This window comes from Sphingobacterium sp. 2149 (assembly GCF_031455655.1).
In the GTDB taxonomy this organism is placed as follows: Bacteria; Bacteroidota; Bacteroidia; order Sphingobacteriales; family Sphingobacteriaceae; genus Sphingobacterium.
The window spans coordinates 17,117-40,793 of record NZ_JAVDTD010000019.1 but is presented as its reverse complement, the minus strand read 5'-3'; the positions used below and the strand labels follow the sequence as shown (position 1 = coordinate 40,793).

Sequence of the window (23,677 nt, the reverse complement as noted above, 5' to 3'; positions counted from 1 at the left end):
CTTAGCATTTACACGAATGAACAAATTCATTAAAAATATCATTGCATTTTCCATAAAAAATAAAGCTTTTACCTTTATTTGGGTCGGTATTTTGGCTATTTCTGGGTTTATCAGTTTTAAAAGTATGCCCATTGAGGCATTTCCTGATGTTACCAATACACAGATCACCATCATTACCCAATGGAATGGTCGGAGCGCAGAGGAAGTCGAACGTTTTGTAACTACACCGATTGAATTGGGCATGAGCCCGGTGCAAAAGAAAACGAGTATACGCAGCACGACCATGTTTGGCCTCTCCATTGTCAAAATCATCTTTGATGATGGTGTCGACGATACTTTTGCCCGCAACCAAGTCAATAACCTCTTGCGGTCCGTGAGCCTGCCAGACGATGTCAATCCGGACGTACAGCCCCCTTACGGTCCTACAGGAGAAATTTTCCGCTATACATTACACAGCGATCAACGCAATTCACGTGACCTCCTTACTTTACAGACATGGGTCATTGACCGGGCGCTGCGGGGTGTCCCCGGTGTAGCCGATATCAATGTTTTTGGCGGACAAGATTTGGTTTACGAAATCAGTACAGACCCCATAAAGCTCGACAAATTTAACCTGACACCTTTACAGGTATTTGATGCCGTGAGCAAAAGTAACCTGAATGTGGGTGGAGATGTCATCGAAAAAAGCGGTCAATCCTACGTTGTACGAGGTATTGGTCTAGTCAACTCAATCAATGATATCGAAAACATCACCGTAATAAATCAAAAGGGAAATCCTGTATTCGTCAAGAATGTGGCTGAAGTGAAAGAAAGCGCGATGCCTCGCGTCGGCCAAGCCGGTTTTGGTAAGAATGATGATGTAGTAGCAGGAACCATCGTAATGCGCAAAGGTGAAAATCCAAGAGAGGTATTGACTGCTGTAAAAGCGAAAATAGATGAGCTTAACAACAAAATCCTCCCCAAAGACGTCAAGATGCAAACTTTCTATGACCGTGACAACCTCATGGATTTTACAACACATACCGTTATGCATAACTTGATCGAAGGTATTGTGCTTGTCACCTTGATGGTACTGCTCTTTATGGCAGACTGGCGCACCACGGTTATCGTTTCCATTATCATACCTCTCGCCTTACTTTTTGCCTTTCTATGCCTTAAACTGGCCGGTATGAGTGCCAACCTGCTTTCTTTGGGCGCGGTAGACTTCGGTATTATTATCGACGGTGCCGTGGTTATGGTGGAAGGGATATTTGTCATGCTGGATCATAAGGCACACAAACTTGGCATGGAAAAATTCAACAAGATGGCCAAAGCAGGCTGGATCAAACAGACGGGAACGGGATTGGGTAAAGCCATCTTTTTTTCCAAACTGATTATCATTACCTCATTGATTCCTATCTTCTCCTTCCAGAAAGTTGAAGGAAAGATGTTTGCGCCACTAGCCTTTACTCTAGGTTTTGCCTTATTGGGAGCGCTGCTTTTTACCTTAACGCTCGTTCCTGCTTTATCACATATTCTGCTCAATAAAAATGTGCGCGAGCGCCACAATCCCTTTGTGGAATTCTGGAATAGGGTCGTTGCTAAAGGATTTGGTTTCACCTTTAGAAACAAACGTCTGAGCATGATCCTCGCAATTACTTTATTGGCGGTAGTCTTGTTTTCTGCAAAATTTTTAGGAACAGAATTTTTACCAACATTAAACGAAGGATCCCTTTGGGTTACTGCTGAGATGCCTATGAGTACTTCTTTACGTGAATCGGTTAAAACAACCAAACTATTAAAAAGTACGTTGGAAACCTTCCCTGAGGTCACTGGTGTGCTCTCCCAAACTGGACGGAGCAACGATGGTACAGATCCTAACGGGTTTGGTTTTGTTCAGTTTGCCGTAGCGCTAAAACCCAAAGAAGAATGGACGCGCAAAATCACAATGGATCAGCTGATTGATGAGATGGATCACAAACTCAAACAATATCAAGGTATTACCTACAACTATTCACAACCTATTTCGGATAATGTTGCTGAGGCAGTTGCTGGTTTCAAAGCTGAAAACGGAATTAAGATTTTTGGCGACGACTTAACGACTCTAGACCGTCTTGCAAAAGAAGTTTATGCACAAGTAAAAGGTATACAAGGAATTAAAGAGCCAGGTATTATTCTCAATATTGGCCAGCCCGAAGTGAGCGTGGTATTGGATCGAACACGTATGGCAGCGTTTAACGTTCTGCCCGCCGATGCACAGGCGGTACTCGAAATGGCCTTCGGAGGAAAAACAGCCTCCATCTTGTACGATGGCGAACGTAAGTTCAATATTCGTCTGCGCTACGCTCCCGAATACCGGAAAACAGAAAAAGATATTGCGCAGCTGATGGTTCCCTGTGGTGATGGCACATTAATTCCACTTAAAAGTATTGCCACCATTGAAAAAGATAATGGTGCTGCTTTTATCTATCGCGACAACATCAAACGCTATATCGGCATCAAATTTTCCATCCGTGACCGTGACTTAGGAAGCACCATTGCCGAAGCACAGCAAAAAGTCAGTAAAATAAAGCTACCTGAAGGGTATTCCATTGGCTGGACTGGGCAATTTGAAAATCAGCAACGTGCTACACACCGTTTAGCTCAGGTGGTTCCGATCAGTCTGGTCGTTATCTTCTTCTTACTGTTCATTCTGTTTGGTAATATCAAAGACTCTTTGCTCGTATTAGCCAACGTTCCCTTTGCTCTGATTGGTGGAATTATAGCTTTGCACGTTACAGGTATGAATTTTGGGATATCGGCAGGCGTAGGCATGATTGCATTATTTGGTATTTGTATCCAGAATGGAGTAATCCTGATTTCAGAATTCCATCAGAATAAGAAAGATGGACTACCGAATGACCAATCGATCTATAAAGGTGTAAAATCGCGAACAAGACCTGTGGTTATGACAGCATTGATGGCTTCTATAGGACTCTTACCAGCTGCACTATCTACCGGTATCGGTTCGGAATCACAAAAACCGCTGGCAATCGTGATCATCGGCGGATTAATCTCAGCAACTATATTGACCTTGCTGGTTTTTCCGATCATCTATGATATCTTCAATAGAAAAGAAAAGATACAGCAAACAATAGCCGAATAGTGTTGTCTATAGCTTGTATACAATTTACTTCGATCAATGAGCGCCATCGATACTACACTAAGCGACAAGGCCACAACACATGCCAATTGCTGAGGCAGTATCGATGTAACAATTGTATCTCTTGCGGCTTTTATGTTTAAAAAGCGATAAAAAGCCCTTAATTTTGAAACAAATTACCTTCCTTAAAACAATTTGTGTTGTAAGGATCAAAACAAATAATATATTTATGACTATTCTCACGTTTACAATCATCCTTCTCCTAGGTGCGTTTGTAGCAGGGCTATTAGGATCGCTGACAGGCTTAGGCGGAGGGGTCGTTGTGATACCTTTATTGACACTCTTTTTTCATGTTGATATTCGTTATGCCATTGGAGCAGCATTGCTTGCTTCCATAGCCACTTCTTCCGGTGCCGCAACAGCTTATGTCAAGGAAGGCATTACCAATATCCGGCTAGGTATGTTTTTAGAAATCGCTACCACTATTGGGGCGGTCATTGGAGCTGTTATCGCCATTTATATGCCCACGAATACCATCGCCATAATCTTTGGTTTTGTACTAATCTTCTCGGCAGCCATGACTGTGCGTAAAAAAAATGAGCACGCACACGCTGGAGGTTCCCCTTTAGCTGAAAAACTAAAGCTAAACAGTACGTATCCAGTGGAGGGAAAATTAATTCCCTACAAGCTAACCAATATTGTGGGAGGCTTTTCATTGATGGGTGTGGCGGGTGTTATCTCCGGTTTATTGGGGATTGGTTCCGGATCCCTTAAAGTACTTGCAATGGATAGCATGATGAAAATTCCATTTAAAGTCAGTACAACAACGAGTAACTTTATGATCGGTGTTACCGCAGCAGCTTCTGCTGTCGTGTATCTGCAAAGAGGTTATATGGATCCAGGTATTGCATTTCCGGTAATTTTAGGGGTATTAGGTGGTGCCATTACAGGATCTAAGCTCCTAAAACGTATGAATCCAAAGACTTTACGGATCATTTTCGCTGTCGCCATAACATTCGTGGCCTTAGAGATGATTTTCAATGGATTCCAACATAAATTTTAAAAAACATACGTTACACAATGGCATAATTAATTGTGTAAGAACCTTCATCTATACGAAGAAGGAAAATAAATAATCAAAATGAAACACGTATTTTCCAAACATTATTGGGGAGACAAAGATATCTCGCTACTCGTCGGACAAATTTTACGAACAGGAGTTGTCATCGCTTCTTCCATTCTCGTCCTCGGCGGCATCCTCTACCTGATTGTTCATGGACAGGAAACTGTACCAAATTACAGCGATTTTGTCGGTGAGGAAAACGCCAACACTACAATTACTGGGATCATTACTGGCGCATTCAGCCGAAATGTCCCCCAAGTCATACAGCTTGGAGTCCTTTTACTGATTTGCACCCCTATTGTACGGGTAATTGGTTCACTATTTGGATTTGTAATCGAAAAGGACAAGCTTTATATCATCATTACATTGATCGTATTAGCAGTCATTATAGGGAGCATACTTAGCGGCGTCAAGGGATAATAATCACCTTATCTCTTGGCGCGCAGCCAAGAAGATTTCTCCAGCACATATTCAAAATTCTTCCTCTCAGGTTCATTTACAAAACTCACCATCCGCTCGGCGACTTTAAGTGCCCCCAAGCGTTCCACGGCCTTCTGTGAGCGATAATTCTCCGCACCAACATGCATAAAAATGCTGTCTACAAAATTGAATGCAAAGTCAAACATCATCTCTTTGACCAAAGGATTAATGCCCACCCCCCAATAAGCGCGCGCATAAAACGTAAATCCAACAAAAATTGATCTTCCAACCTCGTCAAGCCCATAGTACCGTGTACTGCCAATACATGCAGCATTCTTCTTGTCATAGATTAAATAAGCCGATTTGCTTGCTAAAGCAGACTCAAAAAATTGGCGGAAAACATCTTCTTTCCAACGGTCTTTATTGGGATGCTGTTCCCAGATCAGTGGATCCTTGGCAACTTGGTATAGTGCATCGAAATCCGATGGTTCCATGATCCTTAATAAGACATTATCATTTTCGAGCGTGTTGGGAGCGACAAACTTCATGCGACACAGTGCTAGTTTAGTAATCAAAATATTTCAATTTCTATAGAATATACCAATTAATGATGAAACTAGCTAAATTAAGGGGCTAACAAGATAAATATTACACAGAAATGTAGATCTTAACAAAAATTTTATTCGAGGATGAAGCTAATCTCAGTGTAATCGTAAGCCTAATCTGAATTAGCTATTGACAGGAATCTTAGCGCATGTTAAATTAGCTTTACAAAATTTTGTATTTTACAGCCAAATGGAACAATTTAGGGAATTTGTAAAACAACGTATTGATGTCACAGAGGACGAGCTGAATGACATCGTTTCACGTTATCAAGTCAAAAAAATAAAGAAAAAAGACTATTTTCTACGCGCCGGTGAAGTTTGCCATCATGAAGCATATGTGGTGAGCGGTCTATTTAAATCATTCTATATCACTGCCGACGGGATAGAACATATCCTACAATTTGCGATTGAAGATTGGTGGATTGGTGATATTGCGAGCTTCAACTATCAGGAGCCGGCACTACAAAACATCCAGGCGCTAGAAAACGCTGTCGTGCTTACCCTGTCAAAAAAAGATAAAGACAAACTCTACAAAGATCATCCAATCTTTGAAAAACTTTCGAGGATAATGGCACAGCGTGCACAGATCGCATCCCAACATCGTATCATTTCGAGTATCGGATTTACTGCTCAGGAGAGATATCTTGATTTTATCAAGAGGTATCCCAAAATCTACCCTAGGATTTCAAATATGCAATTAGCTTCCTATCTCGGCGTCACACAAGAGTTTCTTAGTCGCCTAAAAAGACAGCTATTAAAGCCGAATCGAAATTCTTGACCTACATCAATTTTTTCTTTACAAGTTTATACCAACTTTGCAGAAGTTTGTTCAAACAAACAATTTGAACATATTTCAGTTATCTAAATAAAAAGAAAACAAGATGAATAGATTTTTCCAAGTTTTGGCAGTAGCAGTATTAATGATTAATGTTGCTGTAGCACAAGTAAAATGGTCTGCAGACCCAGCGCATACAAATGCAAGATTTGATGTAAAACACTTAGGTATCAGCTTTGTTGATGGTGAATTTACAAAAGTAGAAGGTACAGTTGAAACTGCAACAGGTACAAGTTTTAACAATGCCAAAATCAATTTTTCTATTGATGTCAACAGTATCGATACACGTGTCGCTGCCCGAGACAACCACTTGAAAACTGACGATTTCTTTGCTGCAGAAAAATTCCCTAAAATGACCTTGAAGTCTGTTAGTTTTAAAAATGCAAAAGTAAAAGGAAAATATGTGATGGTAGCGGATCTAACAATCCGTGATGTAACGAAAAAGGTAACTTTCGAGGTCACGCAAAATGGAGGAATCATTACTGATCCTTGGGGCAAAACACGTGCAGGCTTCACTGCCAAAACAACAATTAACCGCCACGATTTTGGATTAAAATACAACGATAAACTACCTTCGGGTGTAGAAGCTGTTGCTTCGGATGTTGACATCATTGTAAACACCGAATTGGTGTTAAATTAATTGGAAAATAATAAATCACACAAACTTGGTGGCTATCCGATTTGATATCGGATAGCCATCATTTTTTACAGACCTTTTAGCAGACCGCCATCCAGCGGAATATTGGCACCGGTAAGATAGCTTGCGTAAGTTGAGCAAAGGAAAGCGACAAGATAGCCATATTCCTCCGGTTTACCCAAACGTTGTGCCGGAACCTGTTTTAAGCGTATTTGCAGCGCGTCATCATAGGATATGCCCAAACGCTGTGCATCCAGATTGGTTAGCGACTGTATGCGGTCGGTATCAAATAGTCCTGTCAAGATGCTGTTTACTGTCACACCATCTTTGGCAACATCCTCCGCCAACGATTTACTCCAACTAACCAATGCCGTACGGATGGTATTGGATAATACCAAGTTAGAAACCGGCTCCTTCACCGTAGAAGAAGAAACATTAATAATACGACCATATCCGTTAGCTTGCATATAGGGCAACGCACATCCGGTCGTGTAGCAGTGATTTTGAAACAAGAGTTCAAAAGCATCCTGATAATCTGCAAGATGCTTTTGTGCTATGGTTCCTGCTTGGGGCCCATTCGAATTGTTGATTAAAATATCGACGTTATTCGACTCAAAATAATGTGCTATCTGTTTTTTATAGGCTTCGTGATCGTTGTAATTCACCAGTAAATATTGATGTACCTGCCCTTTAGACCTGTCTAGACTTTCACAGGCATGCTGTAGCTTTTGCTCATTTCGGGAGGCTAAAGTTACCGATACGCCACAAGAGGCAAGCACTCGGGCAATCCCAGCACCTATACCCGTTGAACTCGCTCCAATCAAAGCCTTTTTCCCATTTAGATTAATTTCCATATTGTTATTTCCTATCTTATTCTGTAGAAACATGCCTAACTAGTCCTCTTCACTAAAACGCTATATTCGATACGATTAATCATTGTCCTTTGCCCGAATCATGGCAATAAATAAATAGACTGCAAAAACCCAAGCCGAACCTAAGCATATCCAGGCAAAAACGGGGATTCCCCACCATTTCGGTTCAACTCGAGCCACGATGATCATTCCGCCCAGCAAATTGAGCGACATAAACATAATGCCAATGACGATACGATTGACCCCTTTTCTTAGGATCGTATTGAAAGATCGGGCGCTGATCAAACGATGGTTGAGGGTAAAATTTCCTGTCCGGAATAAGCGTACTAGCGCACGCATATCTTCTGGTAGTTTCTCCACATCACGAACAAACGACTCCACTTTATATTTTCCTTTTTTGAACATTGCCTGCGGAGAGAGCCTTTCCATCATAATCCGTCGCGCAAAAGGCTTAATACTTTCCATAATGTTGAGATCAGGATATAATTGACGGCCTATCCCCTCCATCAAGGAGATGCCCCGCATCAACTGATAAATATACTCCGGAAAATACAGGCGATTGTCGCCAATAATTTTCCATAATTTATTGAACAATAAATCTAAGCTAAGATCACCAAGTGATACATTATCGATCATATCGAAAATCTCATAAAGCGAGCGCTCAAACTGATTGCGGTCTGGTATATGACTAACTACAGCCACATCTTCAATCACGTCAGCAAGCCGGACAGCATCCTCCGATATTGCCGATTGAATAAACTCTTCCAGCAGCCTACGGTCTATACCCAATAATTTACCCATATTTCCAAAATCCAAAAAGGCAATCCGACCATCTGGCATCACCATCATATTCCCTGGATGCGGATCGCCATGGAAGAATCCATGGATAATTACCTGTTCGAGATACAAATTGATCCCATTCTTAACAAGCGATTGAACGTCCATTCCCCGCCGCTTGATTTCTGCCACATCCGTAACTTTAAAACCATCCAGATACTCCATGCAAAGCACGCGATCAGACGATAGTTCGGGGTAAACCCTGGGCACCTTTATATCTTTATTTCCCTTAAAATTTTTAGCGAACCGCTCAATATTGTGTCGTTCAATCGCCAAAGACATCTCCTCCTGCAAAGTCATGGAGAAAGATTCGACAATCAAAGATAGATTAAGGTTTTCCAGTACATCATTGTACATGGTCAGGATTTTGGCAATATCACGCATGAGTGCCAGATCACTGCGCATCATCTCATCGATACCCGGGCGTCGCACCTTTAACACCGTTTGGGTACCATCTATTAAGGTTGCTCTGTACACCTGAGCGATAGAAGCTGCAGCAAACGGCTCGGCCACAATCTCCTGAAAATACGCGTCAATATCCAACGCCAGTTCTTCTGCGAGATAAGATTTAATGTCCACTTCAAAAGGCGGAACATTATCCTCCAGGCGTTTAAGTTCATCTACCAAATCTTTCGGCAGCAGCCCCTCCCGAGTCGAAGCAGATTGTCCAAGCTTGATAAAAGCCGGACCTAACTCCTCAAGCGCCATACGTATACGGGCATATACACTGACTGTATCAACGTCAATGGAATGATCTACCGACGCTCTAGACCCTTTCCATGGCAACCGAGCGATTGCGTCTTTAAAACCATATTTGGCCAATATACTTAAGATCTGGGAACTACGCTGTAACTTCTTTGTCGGATTAAACATAACGGACCTTGGATTTCGATAACAATATACGAAATATCCATGCCCAAAAAACACAGCCAGCTGTGAAACGACGTTGATATTTCATATAGATTTAAAATACTATTACCAATACACCAAACAAAAACCTTACCTGTTTTAGCTCCGACAGTCTTTATTCCGTCTCCAATTGATCCAGCTTCTCTTTGATCTGAATGAGGTAACGACTATAATAGCAACGAATCATAATTTCCGTCACACCAACAACCAAAACAATAGACACAATTGCCGAGAGGATCATCCAAACAATAAAATTAGGATCCGCTGCAAAAGTCTCCTTGAAGTGATATAATCGATCAAACCATACACTCGTTCGGTTCTGGGCGATCATGATCAGATAAAGAAACAATGCTTGTGGAATCATCACATAAGCTGCAATACGATACGTCTCAACGGCATACTTTAAATCGTAATACGTTTTGAGCAAATGTTCTTTAGAGGCTAACAGTTCGATCTGCTTTGTACTTTTTACCAAGTAAAAAAATCTCCGGTAATATAGAAGACTCGATAACGATATCTGTACGATAAAAAAATAATAGGCAAATGCTGCATAACCTTCGATCTTATAAATGGGCAATATAGGCACCAAAAATAGAAAACACATACAACACAACCATGAAATAAACTCGCGCTTGATGTTCTTGCGCAGCTTGCCCATAATATTGCCCACCTCCTTGTAGTACTTGAGATTTGGATTCTGCAAATCTTCATCTGTCGGCTGTTCCTGCCAAGATTTCTTTAACTCATCAAAATTCATAGTTATATTTTTTAATGATCTGTTGAATTCGCTCTTTTGTGCGGTTCAATTTCACCCGGGCATTCACCTCCGATATACCCAAATTCTCTGCAATTTCCCGATGACTTTGGCCCTCTAAAAACAAAAAGATCAGCGCTTTTTCAATTGCATTGAGTTCCTGTACTGCCTGATAGAAAACTTTTAATTGCTCGTCTTTATCAGCGTCATAACCTTCATCCGCAGCGTCATGCCGTTCGTCCAACGCATCGTAAATCTGATGCTTCTTTTCCTTTTTTAAGAATACCATGGCCGTATTAAGAGCAACACGATACATCCATGTCGAAAATTTACTCTCCCGCTTAAATGTTCCGTAGGATTTCCACAATTGATATACGATTTCCTGATACAGGTCCTGCCGCCCATCGTGATCATCCATATACATACGGCTCACCTTAACGAGAATACCTTTATTCTCATCAATCAATCTAAGAAATTCTATTTCCGATGGGTTCACCTAGCGACTTTTTATTAAATTTAGTTTAGGTAATAAGTATAGTAAACATGCAAAATGTTACAGCTTTATTTAAAAATATGTAAATTGTTATTAAAAAAGAGACTTATCGCTAGAGATTATGGAAAATATATTTTATGAAGGTCAGATCATTTGGGCGCAGATCGATGCAAATAGACATATGCGCCATTCTGCTTACGCTGATATTTGTGCACAGGCCCGCAGTAATATGCTGCACAAGATGGGATTTTCTCTCGATAAATTTGCCGAATATCATATCGGCCCTATACTATTCAGAGAAGAACTCCTATATTTTAAAGAAATCCATCTGGACGAATATGTACAAGTCAGAGTGGAATTGACGAAATACAACAAAAACAATAGCCGGTTTTCATTTATGCATCAGGTATTTCGTTCTGACGGAACCCGCTGCTGCACAGTTCATGTCGATGGAGCATGGTTAGACCTTCAAAAACGAAAATTAACAAAATTACCAGCAGAACTAGAGCCCTTTCTCGCCAAAATTCCTCGAGCTGAAAAATATGAGGAGACAGAATAATTTATTTAAAATACCAGCAAACTGATACAAAAGAAAAAATCCCTTGGAACACAAATCAGGTTCCAAGGGATTAAAACATAAACTAAACCTAAAAACTATTTTCCTTTATTCTTCTTCTCTCGTTCTTTCGGTCATCTCAAAAGCGGATATGCTGTACGACTCTTCTCAATTACTTCACTTCAATTAAACGCTTAGCGATAATTGCATCCTCTTTCTTGCCCACAGTCAAAATCAATATCCCTCCTTCATACGCAGCCTCAATACTGCTGTAGTCTACCGTATCCGGCAAAGTAAACGAGCGCGAGAACGATGAATAATTGAATTCTTTTTTACTGTATAATTTTTCTTCACTGACAGTTTCTTCCTTTTTCTCTGCCGAAATCGTAATCAGATTTTTGTCTACATTGATCTTAAAATCAGACTTATCCAATCCGGGCGCAGCCATTTCAACTTTGAAGGATTTCTCGGTTTCTGATATATTTACCGCCGGAACACGAGATACCAAACGATCTGAAATAAAATTATCATTGAATAAATTATCAAATACAGTGTTTACAAATGGATTTACTGCATCAGTATTTAAACTTTTTGATGGGAATTTAATTAATGCCATTTTTTTGTCCTCCTAATTTTTTGTTTTATTGTTAAGCTTTTTTGTTCTAACTATTTGAGAGGAATTATTCAATTTGCGTACCATAGCTATTTTAGAGACAAAATGACACTCATCAATAAAAATAAATGTCATTTTGTCTACATCAGGACGCAATATGACGGTTTAGGCTCCCCCTTCACCTTGCTATGCACAGAAAAGCACAGCGACACACGTATTCAAAAAAACGTTAAATTTCATGGTTTTCTAGCGCAGCAATCACCAAGGATTTGACGGCATCGTAAATATAATCTTTGGCCTCTGCATAAGAAATCCCATAGCGCCGAGGAACGACTTCAGCATACTGTGGAAAAGGCATAAACAGGTTTTCATAATAGGCATCTAACTGCCCGTTGGTCGGTAACTCAAACGCCAGACGAAGCTGAAAACGTCGAATGATGGCGGTGTCCAATATCTCGGGATGATTCGTAGCAGCAACCAATACCGCTTCAGCAGGAAAATAATCGATCAGCTGGATAATGGAATTTACAAGGCGGCGCATTTCACCCACATCCTTCTCTTCACTAATCCGTGCCTTGCCAATCTGGTCGAATTCGTCTAAAAACAAAACGGCCTTTTCGCGCCCCGCTTTGTCGAAGACCTGTTTCAAGTGTTGCGAAGTCTCCCCAATACGAGACGAAATAAGATTGCTCAAATTCAACACATAAATGGGTTTGTCGAGCGCCGTTGCCAGGGCTTTGGCCGTTGTGGTTTTTCCACAGCCAGAATAACCATACAGTAAAATCTTATTGCTGACCGGCAGACCATATTGTGCAAGCTCTTTGATATAACGATGCTCTTTAATGAGCTGCAAAAGCTTCTGACGACTTTCTTCCTGTAAGAAAACCGCTTCCAAAGCGATCTTTTCTTTTTCAGCAATGACCAGATCAAAAATATTCATAGTATACTTTTAAGACATTCAAATAACGGTTGCTAAAACTAAATCTTTCAGGCGACATACGGCTGATCCAGTTTGGTTTTAATCCTTGAAATAGTTAAGACTGACTTGTGAGCAGGCAAGATCGCCGCCGAAAGGAGGATTTGATTTTCGTATTACGACTTCGATCGTTACAGCATGGGATACCCTATTTCGAATCTGATCCAATATTTCTGACGCAGCAGATTCAAGCAATTTTCGTTTAGGTCGCATTACGCTGGCGGTAATCTGGTAAAGTTCCTCGTAATTGAGCGTATTTTTCAAATTCTCCGTCTCCAAATTCAGAAATGGAAAACATACGTCAATAGAGACAAAAAATTCGTTACCTAACACCTGTTCTTCTTCATAATAACCTATCGGTGCATAGAATCGCGCTTCTTTTAGTGATACTGTCTGTAAAATGGTTGCCATGTACAAACCTAAGGAAATTGTTCCATACAAAAGGGATTATTTGTATATTTAACCATTACCAAAACCCCAACAGATGAACTCTTTTTTATCCTCAGCGATAGCATTAACACTCTTATTTGGCGCGACAGGGCTACATGCCCAGACCAATATGAAACCCACTGACACGGAATATTACAGCCCTGTCCCTCCAACCATAACAATCGATCATGGCATACCGAGCGATGCCATTGTCCTTTTTAACGGCAAGGATCTCAGTAAATGGAAAGGTGAAAAAGGGCAAGCCAACTGGACGGTGAACAATAATGTACTCGAAGTAAAACCCGGAGCTGGAGCCATAGAAACCAACGAACATTTCACCGATTTCCAACTGCATGTGGAATGGAAAAGCCCCGAAGTAATCAAAGGTGAGGGGCAAGGAAGAGGCAATAGTGGAATTTTTTTACAAGGGCTATATGAGATTCAGGTACTGGACAACAACAACAATCCGACTTATGTCAACGGTGGAGCAGGAAGTCTTTACAAGCAGCGTCCACCACTGGCACAGGTAATTGCGCCAGACAAATGGCATGTGTATGATATTATTTACAAAGCCCCCCAATTCAGTAAAGACGGAATATTAATCTGTAAAGGAACTGTAACCGTGCTACATAATGGCGTATTAGTGCAAAACAACACCCAAATCGAGGGTACTACAGAGTATATAGGACTGCCCAAGCAAGTAAGCCACGGTCCAGGCCCGATCATGCTACAGGATCATGGTGATCTGGTTCAATTCCGAAACATATGGTTACGTAAATTGTAGCAAACCAGCAAGAAGTAAAGGTTTGCAGCAAGCAATTTTAGTTACAAAAGCAACAATTCTGTATTAGGTTTTATAGGGCTATTTCCCTAATTTTAGCCCTATAAATGTTAAAATAAAACGGAATATACTACGTTCTTTGTGCATTAATTTTTTGCCCGCAGCAGACCTCTTAGTTCGAAGTGTGTAGAGCAAAGCGCAAAACAACCGTTAGAACGGGTTCACATATGCCGTTGAGAATAAACTTTCACAAAATATTACAGCTTAATGAAAAGAATTGCGCTATTCTTCTTGTTGGCAAGCTCCTTAGGCAGCTATGCACAACGCAACCTCAATTTAGAAGAAACAGTCTTTGGCCCCCGCACCTATGCGCCGACATCGATCGTTGGTGTGTCGTGGATCCCAAAATCCAGCACCATCTCCTATCTCGATAAATCATACCAGAATCTATTATCGAAAAGCTCGACAAACAATTGGAGCGAGACAACTCTGGCATCTAAAACGGACCTTGAAACCGCTTTAAAGGCGGCTATTCCAAATGACTCATTCAGTCTTCGGATGTTTCCTTTTGAATATAAATGGCATGACGGAAATTCGCTCTTACTTCAGGTTGAAGGACAAGATAAAACGTACTCCGTAACTTACAACATTCAATCAAAAACTATTGAAAGCTTTATCGGCAATGACAACAAAGGTGCGAATCGTGAAGTAAGTTCGGACTTTTCTAAAATCGCTTACTTAGTCGAAAACAACATTGAAGTTATTGACAAGAATGGCAAAATTACTGCTGTAACAGATGACAGCAATAAAGGGATTGTCAATGGAAGCGATTACACACACCGTCAGGAATTTGGTATCAAGAAAGGAATGTGGTGGAACAATCAGAATGACAAACTACTTTACTACCGTAAAGATGAAACTATGGTAGCCAATTATCCTTTACCACAATGGAGCTCCAGAATTGCGGACATCAAATGGATAAAATACCCAATGGCAGGGCAAAAATCAGAAGAAGTTTCTTTGGTAGTTTACAATACCACCACTGGACAAAAAGTGACACTTCAAACCGGTGAGCATTCAGAGCAGTATCTCACCATGGTTACCTGGGATCCTTCTGGAAAATACATCTATGTCGGACTCCTTAACCGCGGACAAAATGACCTTAAAGTCAACAAATACAATGCTGAAAATGGTTCCTTCGTCAAAACATTATTTGAAGAAACTGCAACAACCTGGGTTGAACCTGAAAACCCGTTAACATTTTTACCAAACAAACCAGATCAATTCCTTTATCAATCTGACAAGGATGGTTACAATCAGCTTTACCTATACAATACTAACGGTAATTTGATTAAAAAGTTAGGCTATAAAGACATCGTCATGGAAACATTGCTCGACTTCTCGGCCGATGGCAACAAAGTAAGTTATACCGGCGTAACCAATAATGGTTTGGATCGCCAATTATTCGAAGTTGATCTAAAATCGGGTAAGACGATTCAGTTAACACATGAATCTGGTATGCACCATGCTGCCTTAAGTGACGACGGCAAGTATATCTACGATCAATACAGCAATTTAAAAACACCTAATAAAGTTCAGATCAAGAACATCAAATCTGCTAAAGAAACAACCTTAGTCAATGCCGAAAACCCTTTTACGGGGAAAATAAATGATCCTAAAATCGAATTTGTACAATTAACTTCTGCAGATGGAAAATACCCTTTGACAGGACGTATCATTTACCCCAACGATTTCGATCCTGCCAAGAAATACCCGGTCATGTACTATTTATATGGCGGATCACACTCACAGTTGGTGTCTAACAAATGGTTAGGCGGAGCAGGTTACTTCGACATCTATATGGCCCAGCAAGGTTATATCGTCTTCACGATGGACAATCGCGGCACCAATTACAGAGGTCGGGATTTTTACACCGCTACCCATCGCAACCTCGGCCAAAATGAAATGGCCGATCAAATGAAAGGAATAGAATTCCTTAAATCAAAATCTTTTGTTGACCAACAACGGATGGGTATTTTTGGCTGGAGCTTCGGTGGATTCATGACCACTTCCTTCATGCTGCACCACAACGAGATCTTCAAGGCTGCAGTAGCAGGAGGTCCAGTCATCGACTGGAAATTTTATGAAGTGATGTATGGAGAGCGTTACATGGACACTCCACAGGAAAATCCAGAAGGCTATAAATTAACATCACTGCTCAATAAAGCCGATCAGCTGAAAGGAAGACTATTGATTATTCACGGTGCACAAGACCCTGTTGTTGTACAGCAAAATAGCATGGAGTTTTTAGAAGCCTGCATTAAAGCCGGTAAGCAAGTAGATTATTTTCTATACCCTACGCACGAACACAATGTGATGGGGAAAGACCGTATCCATATGTACGAAAAAATTGCTGACTATTTTAATCAACATCTTAAAAACCCTTCTTAGTTAAAAAAAGCCAAGAAGAGTCACGATTTTTAATACAACAAAAAGGCTAATCAACTGATTGGCCTTTTTGTATTTTAACGAACAATAACTATCTTTAGACAGACTGTTTTAACCAAGTAAACATTGCTATCGAAAAGACACATTCCATTTATCCTGATATTACTTCGCCTTATTCTAGGACCGTTGCTTATCCTCTTGTACTGGCTCCAGATTGATCATTTCAACTGGTATGCTATTTCTTTCCTAATCATCGGATTATTGAGTGATATTTTTGACGGTATCATTGCCCGAAGATTGGGCGTCGCTACCGCCTTGTTAAGACGCTGGGATTCAAGTGTGGACCTGTTATTTTTCTGCTGTATCTGCCTGGCAGCCTACCTGAGCAATCCCGATTTTTTTAAAGATAATGCCGCATTGATCTTGACCCTGATCGGATCAGAAGCATTAACCTACATCATTAGCTTCATCAAGTTCAAAAAAGAAATCGCAACACACTCTATCGGAGCCAAGGTCTGGACACTTTTTTTATTCGCATTTTTAATCGAATTACTACTCCACGGCCAATCCACCATCCTATTCCAATTAACAGTCTGGATAGGATTAATAACCCGCCTGGAGATTGTTGCAATCATCCTAATACTTAAAAACTGGTCAAATGATATACCCAGCTTTTATCATGCTATTTTACTCCGTCAAGGTAAAACGATCGTAAGAAATAAGCTATTTAATGGCTAGTGCTCATTTTGATCTAAGCCTTCAGACAAACTATACAATGTCCAATGCTTCGTTTTTATTGCCTGCGATTCTGTCTGGAGTAATTTGATAAAGTCATGTACCCCAAGCTCCTCGTTTCCGTTACCGTGAATCAGGACAATACTTCCATTCTTCGCCTGTTGCCCCTTAGCCAGCCAGGCATCCGAGCCAACGGCAAGGAGACCATAAGATATCAAGTGTTCAATAATTCGGCGATCTGAAACCAAGCCCGGACAACGGAAAAACACCGAAGGCATAAGGCCATTCTTCAGCATCAATTTTTCATTTTCCAACACTTCAAATCTTAGATCCGTATTTTTAGAAAGCAGAAAATTGGACGACAGTGGATGATTGTTAAAGACATGGTCATACGTATGATTGATCCAGGTAATCTTGATACCTTTTCCTGCCAGCGACTTCAGCCATTCCAGATCAGCCCCATGATTCAGCATCCATTTACCCGAAACAGAAACTGCCAATGGCAAAGTACCATCGACACCCTTAAACGCCAATAGAAGATCTTCAAAAATAGTTTTATCCAAGGGCTTATGTGAAGGGCATAAATCGATTGTCAAATTAATACCCGCTTCTTTAGGAAGGCTAAAATTCAGACCAGCATCCTGTAAGTTATTCTCCGTTTTCCTAACGAAGGAAAAACAGCTTTCATATACAGAACCCTTTAAACTTTTATTAACCTGATTCGCATCATTATAGCGCACGCTTACCGATCGACCACCTACTACACGCGTCTGCAGTGTAGTAGGATCTACCGTGAGGTAATATTTTACAGCATTCGATGTGAAACTTCGAATACCCACCAAAGATCGGTCATTTTCGCGAAGGATCAGCCACTCGGTCCTGTAGTTTTCTAAATTGACAAATGAAGTCTGTCCAAAAGAAAAAAGACCGCATACGAGAAATAGATAAACTAAGATGAGTTGTTTCATAGCTAATTGCCGCTTGTTCTTTTCGACTGAAGATTCGTTGGCCATGCTGCTGGCTTACCATCTTTATCGATAGGTAATGTGATTTTGTCGCGTGAAACCAATGTCGGCTCTTCACAGGCCAAGTAAGTCAAAATTGCAACAATAATGGCATTTTGCTTCACCTCATCAAATACAATCTTATCGTAAGTATCACGGTTGGTATGCCAGGTCACTTTACCATAGTCCCAAGAAGTCGAGGAAAGTCCAAACGCCGGAATTCCTTTTTGAACAAAAGAAGAGTGATCACTTCCGCCGGTCCCTGGCATACCGGGAAAACTCGTTTGAATTTCATTGCGAAAATCTTCAGGTAGATAGTGCAGCCAACGACTAATGTATTCGTAGGATTTTTCAAAACCACTGCCCCCGATACGAACGATTCGACCGGTTCCATTATCCTGGTTCCACACCACCTGTATATTTTTTGCAAGCTCAGGATGGTCCTCGACAAATGCGGAAGAACCGTTCAGCCCCTGCTCTTCACTCCCCCAGTTCCCGACCAAAATTGTTCTTTTATTATCCGGATAAACCTTCCTTAAAATACGGACGGCCTCCATCATGGTAATCACACCTGTAGCATTATCTGTCGCGCCAGAGGCCCCGTCCCAAGAATCTAAATGTGCCGACAGTACAACATATTCATTGGGCTTTTCCTTACCTTTGATCTCGGCGATACTATTATAGGTTTTTGATATTCCAAGTTCTTTTGAATTTCCCTGAAGCAACACCCGGGGTCTGACGCCATGTTCTGCCATGCGGTGTAACAGACCATAATCTTCCAATCCCACATTAAATACGGGAATCTGTTTAGACTTTGCGTCAAAAATACGCGTGATACCCGGCAACTCTGTCCAGTAAGAATCTATGACACCAACTGCACCAGCTTCTTCCAATACTAAAGGCAATGTCCGACGAGTGCTTCCCGTGTAGACCATACTGCGCTCCCACATTTTTAGCTGATCGTTTTTTAAGGTTTGGTATTTTTCGTAACCTTGAGCAGTAGCAGATTCCTTCCAGTTGGCATCTGAACGTCCCGACAGTGGATTCATGCCAATAAGCACAATTTTCCCTTTGACTGTTCTAAGCCACGACTGAAAGTCGGACTGGGACTGAAACAAAGGCATAGTCACCACCTCCCCCTCGACACCTTTCCCCTTTGTCATCGGACTGAAAGCCAATTGTGTACCTTCCAAAGACTTCACGCGCGGATAGGTCATCGTCACTTGCGAAGTACCCCGCTCCCAAGAACGCCATTCGCCATAAGGCTCATTACGGGCCTGCGCTCCGAGCGAATTATAATTTCTAACAACCCAGTCGTGCGCCTGTTGCATTTGTGGACTCCCAACAAGGCGAGGACCAATCATGTCGATCAGCTCAAATGCATACTTTTCCAATTGCGAATTTGCATTTGCTTCCTGAACAATCGACGAAACCATCGCTTCCTTTTGCTGAGCAAAAACCCGGGGAGTACTCCATAAAAGAAGTGCTAATCCCAAAGATTTTATTCCGAGTGGTATCGTTGCATCTATTTTCATATGTTATTATTAGTTACTTTATAATTATCCGTTGACAAGCAGACACCGCAAGCGTGATGCACTTCGCGTACATTCCATTAGCTCCAATCGGATCTTCAAAAAAAGACAGCACTCTGGTTAACTGTAATTAATTTGAAAAACCAAAGCTTCCGCTGATTGGTGTTTCCGAAAATTACTAAAGAATATTTAAAAACACACATTATTTTCAAGCAGCTCAATGATATCTTTCTATTTGGCTCGGAAATCACAAAAGAAAGAATAAAAAAAGCCTGAAAAAAAACTTTCCAGGCTTTACTAAAAATATAGATATGAAGGTTGATTAGTTACACGGCTTCCACTTTGGATTTTTCGTAGCTCTCTTGGTGCACAGAAGCCACCGCTCTACCCGAAGGGTCGTTCAGGTTCTGGAAAGAAGCATCCCATGCCAACGCTTCGGGCGTACTACATGCAACAGATTTTACTGAAGGAACAGTTTGTGCTGCTGCTGTTGACGGAAAATGTGATTCGAAAATTGTCCGATATAAAAACTCTTCTTTATTTTTTGGTGTGTTTATCGGGAAGCGCGTCGAAGCCTCGGCAAATTCCTGATCAGAAACTTTACTTTCAGCCTGCTCTTTCAATGTATCGATCCAGCTGTAGCCTACACCATCAGAAAATTGCTCTTTCTGGCGCCAAGCGATGCTCTCGGGCAGATAGTCTTCAAAAGCTTTACGTACCACCCATTTTTCCATTCTTCCATCACGGATCATTTTATCGGAAGGGTTGATGCGCATGGCAATATCCATGAATTCTTTGTCCAAGAAAGGCACACGTCCCTCAACCCCCCAAGCCGCGAGTGATTTATTTGCGCGAAGACAATCATATAGATAAAGTTTTTTTAGCTTGCGTACAGTTTCCTCGTGAAATTCCTGTGCATTGGGTGCTTTATGAAAATAGAGATACCCACCAAAAAGTTCATCCGAACCTTCGCCTGACAATACCATTTTAATTCCCATCGATTTGATTACACGCGCCAATAGATACATTGGTGTCGAAGCACGGACTGTTGTAACGTCATACGTTTCCAAGTGATAGATTACATCACGGATAGCATCCAACCCCTCCTGGATCGTAAAATTAATTTCGTGATGTATCGTGCCAATATGATCAGCAGCTTTTTTTGCTGCAATTAAATCTGGGGCACCTTTCAAACCTACCGCAAATGAATGCAATTGAGGATACCAAGCATCTTCCTGATCGTCACTCTCAATACGTTTAGACGCAAACTTCTTCGTTACAGCAGCAATAACAGATGAATCCAAGCCTCCAGAAAGCAATACACCATAGGGCACATCTGACATTAACTGACGATGCACCGCATCTTCCAATCCTTTGCGCAAAACAGCGATATCAGTTTCGTTATCTTTTACTGTATCATAACTTTCCCAATCGCGTTGGTACCAGCGCTGCGGAACTGTTCCGGTTTTACTATACAAGTAATGTCCCGGAGGAAACTGTTCGATCGTCTCACAGAAACCTTCCAGTGATTTTAATTCCGATGCGACAAACAACTGCCCCTCTTTATCTTTACCATAATATAAGGGAATAATCCCCATATGGTCACGAGCAACAAAAAAGGAATCGTCACGCGAATCATAAAGTGCAAAACTAAAAATACCATTCAATTCGTCAACAAATGAAGGCCCTTTGGCTAAGTATAAAGCCAACACAACCTCAGAATCACTTTGTGTCGAAAATTCATAATCGGGAAGACTATTTCTTAATTCATGGTGGTTATAGATCTCGCCATTAACTGCCAGTACAACTTGACCATCTGGACTGTACAAAGGTTGACTTCCCGATTTAGGATCAACGATAGCTAATCGCTCGTGTGCCAACAAAGCTTTTTCGCCAGTGAAGATACCCGACCAGTCAGGACCACGGTGACGAATACGTTTTGACATTTCCAATACTTGAGATCTCAATGAGCTTGCAGGTTGCTTTAATTCAAAAGCGCCAATAATTCCACACATATTATGAACTTTTTAAAGATTTCGTTTTTACATTATGTTATTGACACAAAGTAAAACAATTAAAAACTAAATTCATAATAATTTTTAATTTTTATTATATTTTTATTAAAAATATTTTTCAAAACAAACAAAATTATCAATGAAACACTTGTTTGTTTAAAATAATCACACAACAGATCTGCACTTGGTATGGACATTAATGATTAAATTGAACTTATAATCAAATAACCAGGACATGGATCCAATCAGAACCTTTTACAGCGAGCTAGCGCTCACACCTGAGGAATTAACTGCTATCATTGAAAAACATGCGCCCATTACCGTCAAGAAGGGCGACTTTATATTGACCAAAGGGCAGGTTTCAAATGCCTACTACCTGATTGAGCACGGGCTCACACGTTCTTTTTTACATGATTTCAACGGTAATGAAGTAACGACCGGATTCTGCATTGAAAAGGAGATAGTCATTGAAGTGGCCTCCTTTTTTCAACGCAGTCCAACAGTTGAAAATATTCAGGCACTCGTGGAAACCCGTCTTTGGAAAATAAAATTCGAAGATTTTCAGGAGCTCTTTCATCAGATTCCTGGATTTAGGGAATGGGGCCGATCCTGGATGGCAAAAGAGCTTGTTCACAGTAAAAATAGAGCTATCGCTATGATTACCGAACCGGCAACGGCACGTTATCTCCACCTCATGAAAGAAAAACCCCTATTGATACAGCAAGCACCACTCAAGCATATTGCCTCTTATCTGGGCATTACTGATACTTCTTTGAGTCGTATCCGCAAAGAAATTGCTCAAGCGAATTGGCCCTTTTCCTGATTAGCGTGCTATTTTTTTAAAACTTGTCTTAAGGCAAGTTTTTTAAGCAGGTTTCAGGTTATTTTTACTAAAGCTTTCTTGGCTACATGTAATCGCTTCAATAGGATAGCAAGATGAATATAGGAAGCCCAAAAAGTAATGCACATTCAAAATCAGAGATTATGGCAAAATTACACGCTTATTTAAATTTTAACGGAAATTGCGAAGAAGCTTTCAATTTTTATGAAAAAGTGTTCAACACAAAGAACCCAGGTTACATGCGCTACGGAGATATTCCTGCTGATCCACAAATGCCTCCAGTTCCGGACGAAGCAAAAAATAAAATCTGTCATACCGCAATTTCCATCAATGGAGATAGCATGCTGATGGGCGCTGATGTTGTCCCCGCTTTTGGACAACACTATATTCAAGGAAACAACAGCTATGTCATGCTCATGTGTGAAAGCACGACAGAGGCAAGAACATTATATGATGCGTTAACTACCGATGCAAAGTTGGTCGAAATGCCCCTCGGAGAAACATTTTTCGCTGAACTGTACAGCGCATTTCAAGACCAGTTCGGCATTTGCTGGATGGTTTACTTTGGTGGAAATAAAGAAGAAGATTGCGAAAGTAAGCCTTAAGCAAGCCAAACAGTTAGCAATATATCTAAAAAAGGGCGATAAAAACAGTTTACCGCCCTTTCTTTTTTCTATGACTTTGCCTATTTTAAGCGATCTCAATCGAAACTGCCGCTACAGGAAGCGTCTATTTCATCTCGAGCTTCTCCCCTTGAGATTGCTATTATTTCTTTACCAATACCTCTTGCTCAAACGAGATCCCATCCCAGCCATTTGTCCTAAATTGACGAATATTCTGATGGCTATCTCCCGCTGGATTATCGAGTACATGCTGATAATGTTCGGCAAAAAGACACAATGTATCTTCGGGAGACAGATTATTCAGCTTGGCGAAATAGAACACTTTTGCACTCCCTTGATTTTCTTCTTTTGAATTTTTCAACGTCCCATTTTGAAATGCACTGGGCGTGTAGCTATACTGATCAGCAATATGCGTCAGCACTTCCTGAAAGGGTAATTCATTTTCTTTTACTTTATTCAATAATTCTTCTGTCTTCATCTTAAGGTTGCTCCTTGTAAATTTTATTGTAAATGAATAG

23 protein-coding genes are annotated in these 23,677 nt (G+C 40.8%); 11 read left to right on the top strand and 12 right to left on the bottom strand.

The genetic code is table 11. The features are described from left to right. Positions 1 to 16: 16 nt before the first annotated feature. From J2X77_RS22570 to J2X77_RS22560, 3 genes are all read left to right on the top strand, one after another. Entirely contained in the window at positions 17 to 3,124 is a 3,108-nt protein-coding gene (locus J2X77_RS22570; RefSeq protein ID WP_209578941.1) for an efflux RND transporter permease subunit, read from the top strand. A gap of 226 nt (positions 3,125 to 3,350) precedes the next feature. Then, complete coding sequence (locus J2X77_RS22565; RefSeq protein WP_209578942.1) at positions 3,351 to 4,184, top strand: sulfite exporter TauE/SafE family protein; 834 nt, start codon at positions 3,351 to 3,353, stop codon at positions 4,182 to 4,184. A gap of 78 nt (positions 4,185 to 4,262) precedes the next feature. Continuing rightward, the gene (locus J2X77_RS22560; RefSeq protein WP_209578943.1) at positions 4,263 to 4,664 is read left to right on the top strand and encodes a DUF1634 domain-containing protein; all 402 of its coding nucleotides are present in this window, start codon (positions 4,263 to 4,265) and stop codon (positions 4,662 to 4,664) included. 8 nt (positions 4,665 to 4,672) lie between these two features. On the opposite strand, the gene J2X77_RS22555 is transcribed toward J2X77_RS22560, so the two are convergent. Then, complete coding sequence (locus J2X77_RS22555; RefSeq protein WP_209578944.1) at positions 4,673 to 5,212, bottom strand: GNAT family N-acetyltransferase; 540 nt, start codon at positions 5,210 to 5,212, stop codon at positions 4,673 to 4,675. A gap of 247 nt (positions 5,213 to 5,459) precedes the next feature. Here J2X77_RS22555 and J2X77_RS22550 point away from each other — a divergent pair, with 247 nt between their 5' ends. Continuing rightward, entirely contained in the window at positions 5,460 to 6,047 is a 588-nt protein-coding gene (locus J2X77_RS22550; RefSeq protein WP_209578945.1) for a Crp/Fnr family transcriptional regulator, read from the top strand. A gap of 103 nt (positions 6,048 to 6,150) precedes the next feature. Continuing rightward, the gene (locus tag J2X77_RS22545) at positions 6,151 to 6,744 is read left to right on the top strand and encodes a YceI family protein (protein WP_209578946.1); all 594 of its coding nucleotides are present in this window, start codon (positions 6,151 to 6,153) and stop codon (positions 6,742 to 6,744) included. A 65-nt stretch (positions 6,745 to 6,809) separates the two neighbouring features. Here the strand turns inward: J2X77_RS22545 and J2X77_RS22540 are convergent, their stop codons facing one another. From J2X77_RS22540 to J2X77_RS22525, 4 genes are all read right to left on the bottom strand, one after another. After that, a complete protein-coding gene (locus J2X77_RS22540) occupies positions 6,810 to 7,595 on the bottom strand; it encodes an SDR family oxidoreductase (RefSeq protein ID WP_209578947.1) in 786 nt (261 codons plus the stop codon). A 75-nt stretch (positions 7,596 to 7,670) separates the two neighbouring features. Beyond that, positions 7,671 to 9,323, bottom strand: a complete 1,653-nt coding sequence (locus J2X77_RS22535; RefSeq protein WP_293882272.1) for an AarF/ABC1/UbiB kinase family protein — start codon at positions 9,321 to 9,323, stop codon at positions 7,671 to 7,673. Between the two features lie 151 nt (positions 9,324 to 9,474). Continuing rightward, a complete protein-coding gene (locus J2X77_RS22530) occupies positions 9,475 to 10,116 on the bottom strand; it encodes a hypothetical protein (protein ID WP_293882270.1) in 642 nt (213 codons plus the stop codon). Next, on the bottom strand, positions 10,106 to 10,609 hold the full coding sequence (locus J2X77_RS22525; protein WP_293882268.1) for an RNA polymerase sigma factor: 504 nt from the start codon (positions 10,607 to 10,609) through the stop codon (positions 10,106 to 10,108). The genes J2X77_RS22530 and J2X77_RS22525 overlap by 11 nt, the downstream gene beginning before the upstream one ends. A 118-nt stretch (positions 10,610 to 10,727) precedes the next feature. Here J2X77_RS22525 and J2X77_RS22520 point away from each other — a divergent pair, with 118 nt between their 5' ends. Next, the gene (locus tag J2X77_RS22520; RefSeq protein ID WP_293882266.1) at positions 10,728 to 11,165 is read left to right on the top strand and encodes a thioesterase family protein; all 438 of its coding nucleotides are present in this window, start codon (positions 10,728 to 10,730) and stop codon (positions 11,163 to 11,165) included. 169 nt (positions 11,166 to 11,334) lie between these two features. Here the strand turns inward: J2X77_RS22520 and J2X77_RS22515 are convergent, their stop codons facing one another. The 3 genes from J2X77_RS22515 to J2X77_RS22505 form a co-directional block, all read right to left on the bottom strand. Next, positions 11,335 to 11,778 (bottom strand): Hsp20/alpha crystallin family protein, encoded by a 444-nt coding sequence (locus tag J2X77_RS22515; protein WP_293882264.1) that lies wholly within the window; start codon positions 11,776 to 11,778, stop codon positions 11,335 to 11,337. A 226-nt stretch (positions 11,779 to 12,004) separates the two neighbouring features. Next, on the bottom strand, positions 12,005 to 12,715 hold the full coding sequence (locus tag J2X77_RS22510) for an ATP-binding protein (RefSeq protein WP_310082594.1): 711 nt from the start codon (positions 12,713 to 12,715) through the stop codon (positions 12,005 to 12,007). Between the two features lie 78 nt (positions 12,716 to 12,793). After that, a complete protein-coding gene (locus tag J2X77_RS22505) occupies positions 12,794 to 13,162 on the bottom strand; it encodes a dihydroneopterin aldolase (RefSeq protein ID WP_293882260.1) in 369 nt (122 codons plus the stop codon). Positions 13,163 to 13,235: 73 nt separating this feature from the next. Between J2X77_RS22505 and J2X77_RS22500 the strand changes: the two genes are divergently transcribed. From J2X77_RS22500 to J2X77_RS22490, 3 genes are all read left to right on the top strand, one after another. Continuing rightward, positions 13,236 to 13,964, top strand: a complete 729-nt coding sequence (locus tag J2X77_RS22500; RefSeq protein WP_209578955.1) for a DUF1080 domain-containing protein — start codon at positions 13,236 to 13,238, stop codon at positions 13,962 to 13,964. Between the two features lie 264 nt (positions 13,965 to 14,228). Then, positions 14,229 to 16,412 (top strand): DPP IV N-terminal domain-containing protein, encoded by a 2,184-nt coding sequence (locus J2X77_RS22495; RefSeq protein WP_310082592.1) that lies wholly within the window; start codon positions 14,229 to 14,231, stop codon positions 16,410 to 16,412. A gap of 123 nt (positions 16,413 to 16,535) precedes the next feature. Next, complete coding sequence (locus J2X77_RS22490; protein WP_209578957.1) at positions 16,536 to 17,147, top strand: CDP-alcohol phosphatidyltransferase family protein; 612 nt, start codon at positions 16,536 to 16,538, stop codon at positions 17,145 to 17,147. Here J2X77_RS22490 and J2X77_RS22485 read toward each other — a convergent pair. From J2X77_RS22485 to asnB, 3 genes are all read right to left on the bottom strand, one after another. Beyond that, positions 17,144 to 18,112: a polysaccharide deacetylase gene (locus tag J2X77_RS22485; protein ID WP_209578958.1), complete on the bottom strand. Its 969-nt coding sequence runs from the start codon at positions 18,110 to 18,112 to the stop codon at positions 17,144 to 17,146. The two genes, J2X77_RS22490 and J2X77_RS22485, sit on opposite strands and share 4 nt — an antisense overlap. 2 nt (positions 18,113 to 18,114) lie before the next feature. Continuing rightward, complete coding sequence (locus J2X77_RS22480; RefSeq protein ID WP_209578959.1) at positions 18,115 to 19,683, bottom strand: M20/M25/M40 family metallo-hydrolase; 1,569 nt, start codon at positions 19,681 to 19,683, stop codon at positions 18,115 to 18,117. A 323-nt stretch (positions 19,684 to 20,006) separates the two neighbouring features. Further along, positions 20,007 to 21,695: an asparagine synthase B gene (gene asnB, locus J2X77_RS22475; RefSeq protein WP_209578960.1), complete on the bottom strand. Its 1,689-nt coding sequence runs from the start codon at positions 21,693 to 21,695 to the stop codon at positions 20,007 to 20,009. Between the two features lie 235 nt (positions 21,696 to 21,930). Here asnB and J2X77_RS22470 point away from each other — a divergent pair, with 235 nt between their 5' ends. Together J2X77_RS22470 and J2X77_RS22465 are read left to right on the top strand one after the other, a co-directional pair. Next, positions 21,931 to 22,518 (top strand): Crp/Fnr family transcriptional regulator, encoded by a 588-nt coding sequence (locus tag J2X77_RS22470; RefSeq protein ID WP_209578961.1) that lies wholly within the window; start codon positions 21,931 to 21,933, stop codon positions 22,516 to 22,518. A gap of 161 nt (positions 22,519 to 22,679) precedes the next feature. After that, positions 22,680 to 23,141, top strand: a complete 462-nt coding sequence (locus J2X77_RS22465) for a VOC family protein (protein WP_293882245.1) — start codon at positions 22,680 to 22,682, stop codon at positions 23,139 to 23,141. Positions 23,142 to 23,301: 160 nt separating this feature from the next. Here J2X77_RS22465 and J2X77_RS22460 read toward each other — a convergent pair whose 3' ends face one another. Then, positions 23,302 to 23,637 (bottom strand): HopJ type III effector protein, encoded by a 336-nt coding sequence (locus J2X77_RS22460; protein ID WP_310082587.1) that lies wholly within the window; start codon positions 23,635 to 23,637, stop codon positions 23,302 to 23,304. Positions 23,638 to 23,677: the final 40 nt, after the last annotated feature.

Bases quoted from the DNA above. Each gene is read 5' to 3' on its own strand.
- J2X77_RS22460 (WP_310082587.1), bottom strand. From the start codon at position 23,637: ATGAAGACAGAAGAATTATTGAATAAAGTAAAAGAAAATGAATTACCC.
- J2X77_RS22480 (WP_209578959.1), bottom strand. From the start codon at position 19,683: ATGAAAATAGATGCAACGATACCACTCGGAATAAAATCTTTGGGATTA.
- J2X77_RS22485 (WP_209578958.1), bottom strand. From the start codon at position 18,112: ATGAAACAACTCATCTTAGTTTATCTATTTCTCGTATGCGGTCTTTTT.
- J2X77_RS22545 (WP_209578946.1), top strand. From the start codon at position 6,151: ATGAATAGATTTTTCCAAGTTTTGGCAGTAGCAGTATTAATGATTAAT.
- J2X77_RS22570 (WP_209578941.1), top strand. From the start codon at position 17: ATGAACAAATTCATTAAAAATATCATTGCATTTTCCATAAAAAATAAA.
- J2X77_RS22495 (WP_310082592.1), top strand. From the start codon at position 14,229: ATGAAAAGAATTGCGCTATTCTTCTTGTTGGCAAGCTCCTTAGGCAGC.
- asnB (WP_209578960.1), bottom strand. From the start codon at position 21,695: ATGTGTGGAATTATTGGCGCTTTTGAATTAAAGCAACCTGCAAGCTCA.
- J2X77_RS22535 (WP_293882272.1), bottom strand. From the start codon at position 9,323: ATGTTTAATCCGACAAAGAAGTTACAGCGTAGTTCCCAGATCTTAAGT.
- J2X77_RS22555 (WP_209578944.1), bottom strand. From the start codon at position 5,212: ATGAAGTTTGTCGCTCCCAACACGCTCGAAAATGATAATGTCTTATTA.
- J2X77_RS22540 (WP_209578947.1), bottom strand. From the start codon at position 7,595: ATGGAAATTAATCTAAATGGGAAAAAGGCTTTGATTGGAGCGAGTTCA.
- J2X77_RS22565 (WP_209578942.1), top strand. From the start codon at position 3,351: ATGACTATTCTCACGTTTACAATCATCCTTCTCCTAGGTGCGTTTGTA.
- J2X77_RS22520 (WP_293882266.1), top strand. From the start codon at position 10,728: ATGGAAAATATATTTTATGAAGGTCAGATCATTTGGGCGCAGATCGAT.
- J2X77_RS22470 (WP_209578961.1), top strand. From the start codon at position 21,931: ATGGATCCAATCAGAACCTTTTACAGCGAGCTAGCGCTCACACCTGAG.
- J2X77_RS22500 (WP_209578955.1), top strand. From the start codon at position 13,236: ATGAACTCTTTTTTATCCTCAGCGATAGCATTAACACTCTTATTTGGC.
- J2X77_RS22465 (WP_293882245.1), top strand. From the start codon at position 22,680: ATGGCAAAATTACACGCTTATTTAAATTTTAACGGAAATTGCGAAGAA.
- J2X77_RS22550 (WP_209578945.1), top strand. From the start codon at position 5,460: ATGGAACAATTTAGGGAATTTGTAAAACAACGTATTGATGTCACAGAG.
- J2X77_RS22530 (WP_293882270.1), bottom strand. From the start codon at position 10,116: ATGAATTTTGATGAGTTAAAGAAATCTTGGCAGGAACAGCCGACAGAT.
- J2X77_RS22560 (WP_209578943.1), top strand. From the start codon at position 4,263: ATGAAACACGTATTTTCCAAACATTATTGGGGAGACAAAGATATCTCG.
- J2X77_RS22510 (WP_310082594.1), bottom strand. From the start codon at position 12,715: ATGAATATTTTTGATCTGGTCATTGCTGAAAAAGAAAAGATCGCTTTG.
- J2X77_RS22515 (WP_293882264.1), bottom strand. From the start codon at position 11,778: ATGGCATTAATTAAATTCCCATCAAAAAGTTTAAATACTGATGCAGTA.
- J2X77_RS22505 (WP_293882260.1), bottom strand. From the start codon at position 13,162: ATGGCAACCATTTTACAGACAGTATCACTAAAAGAAGCGCGATTCTAT.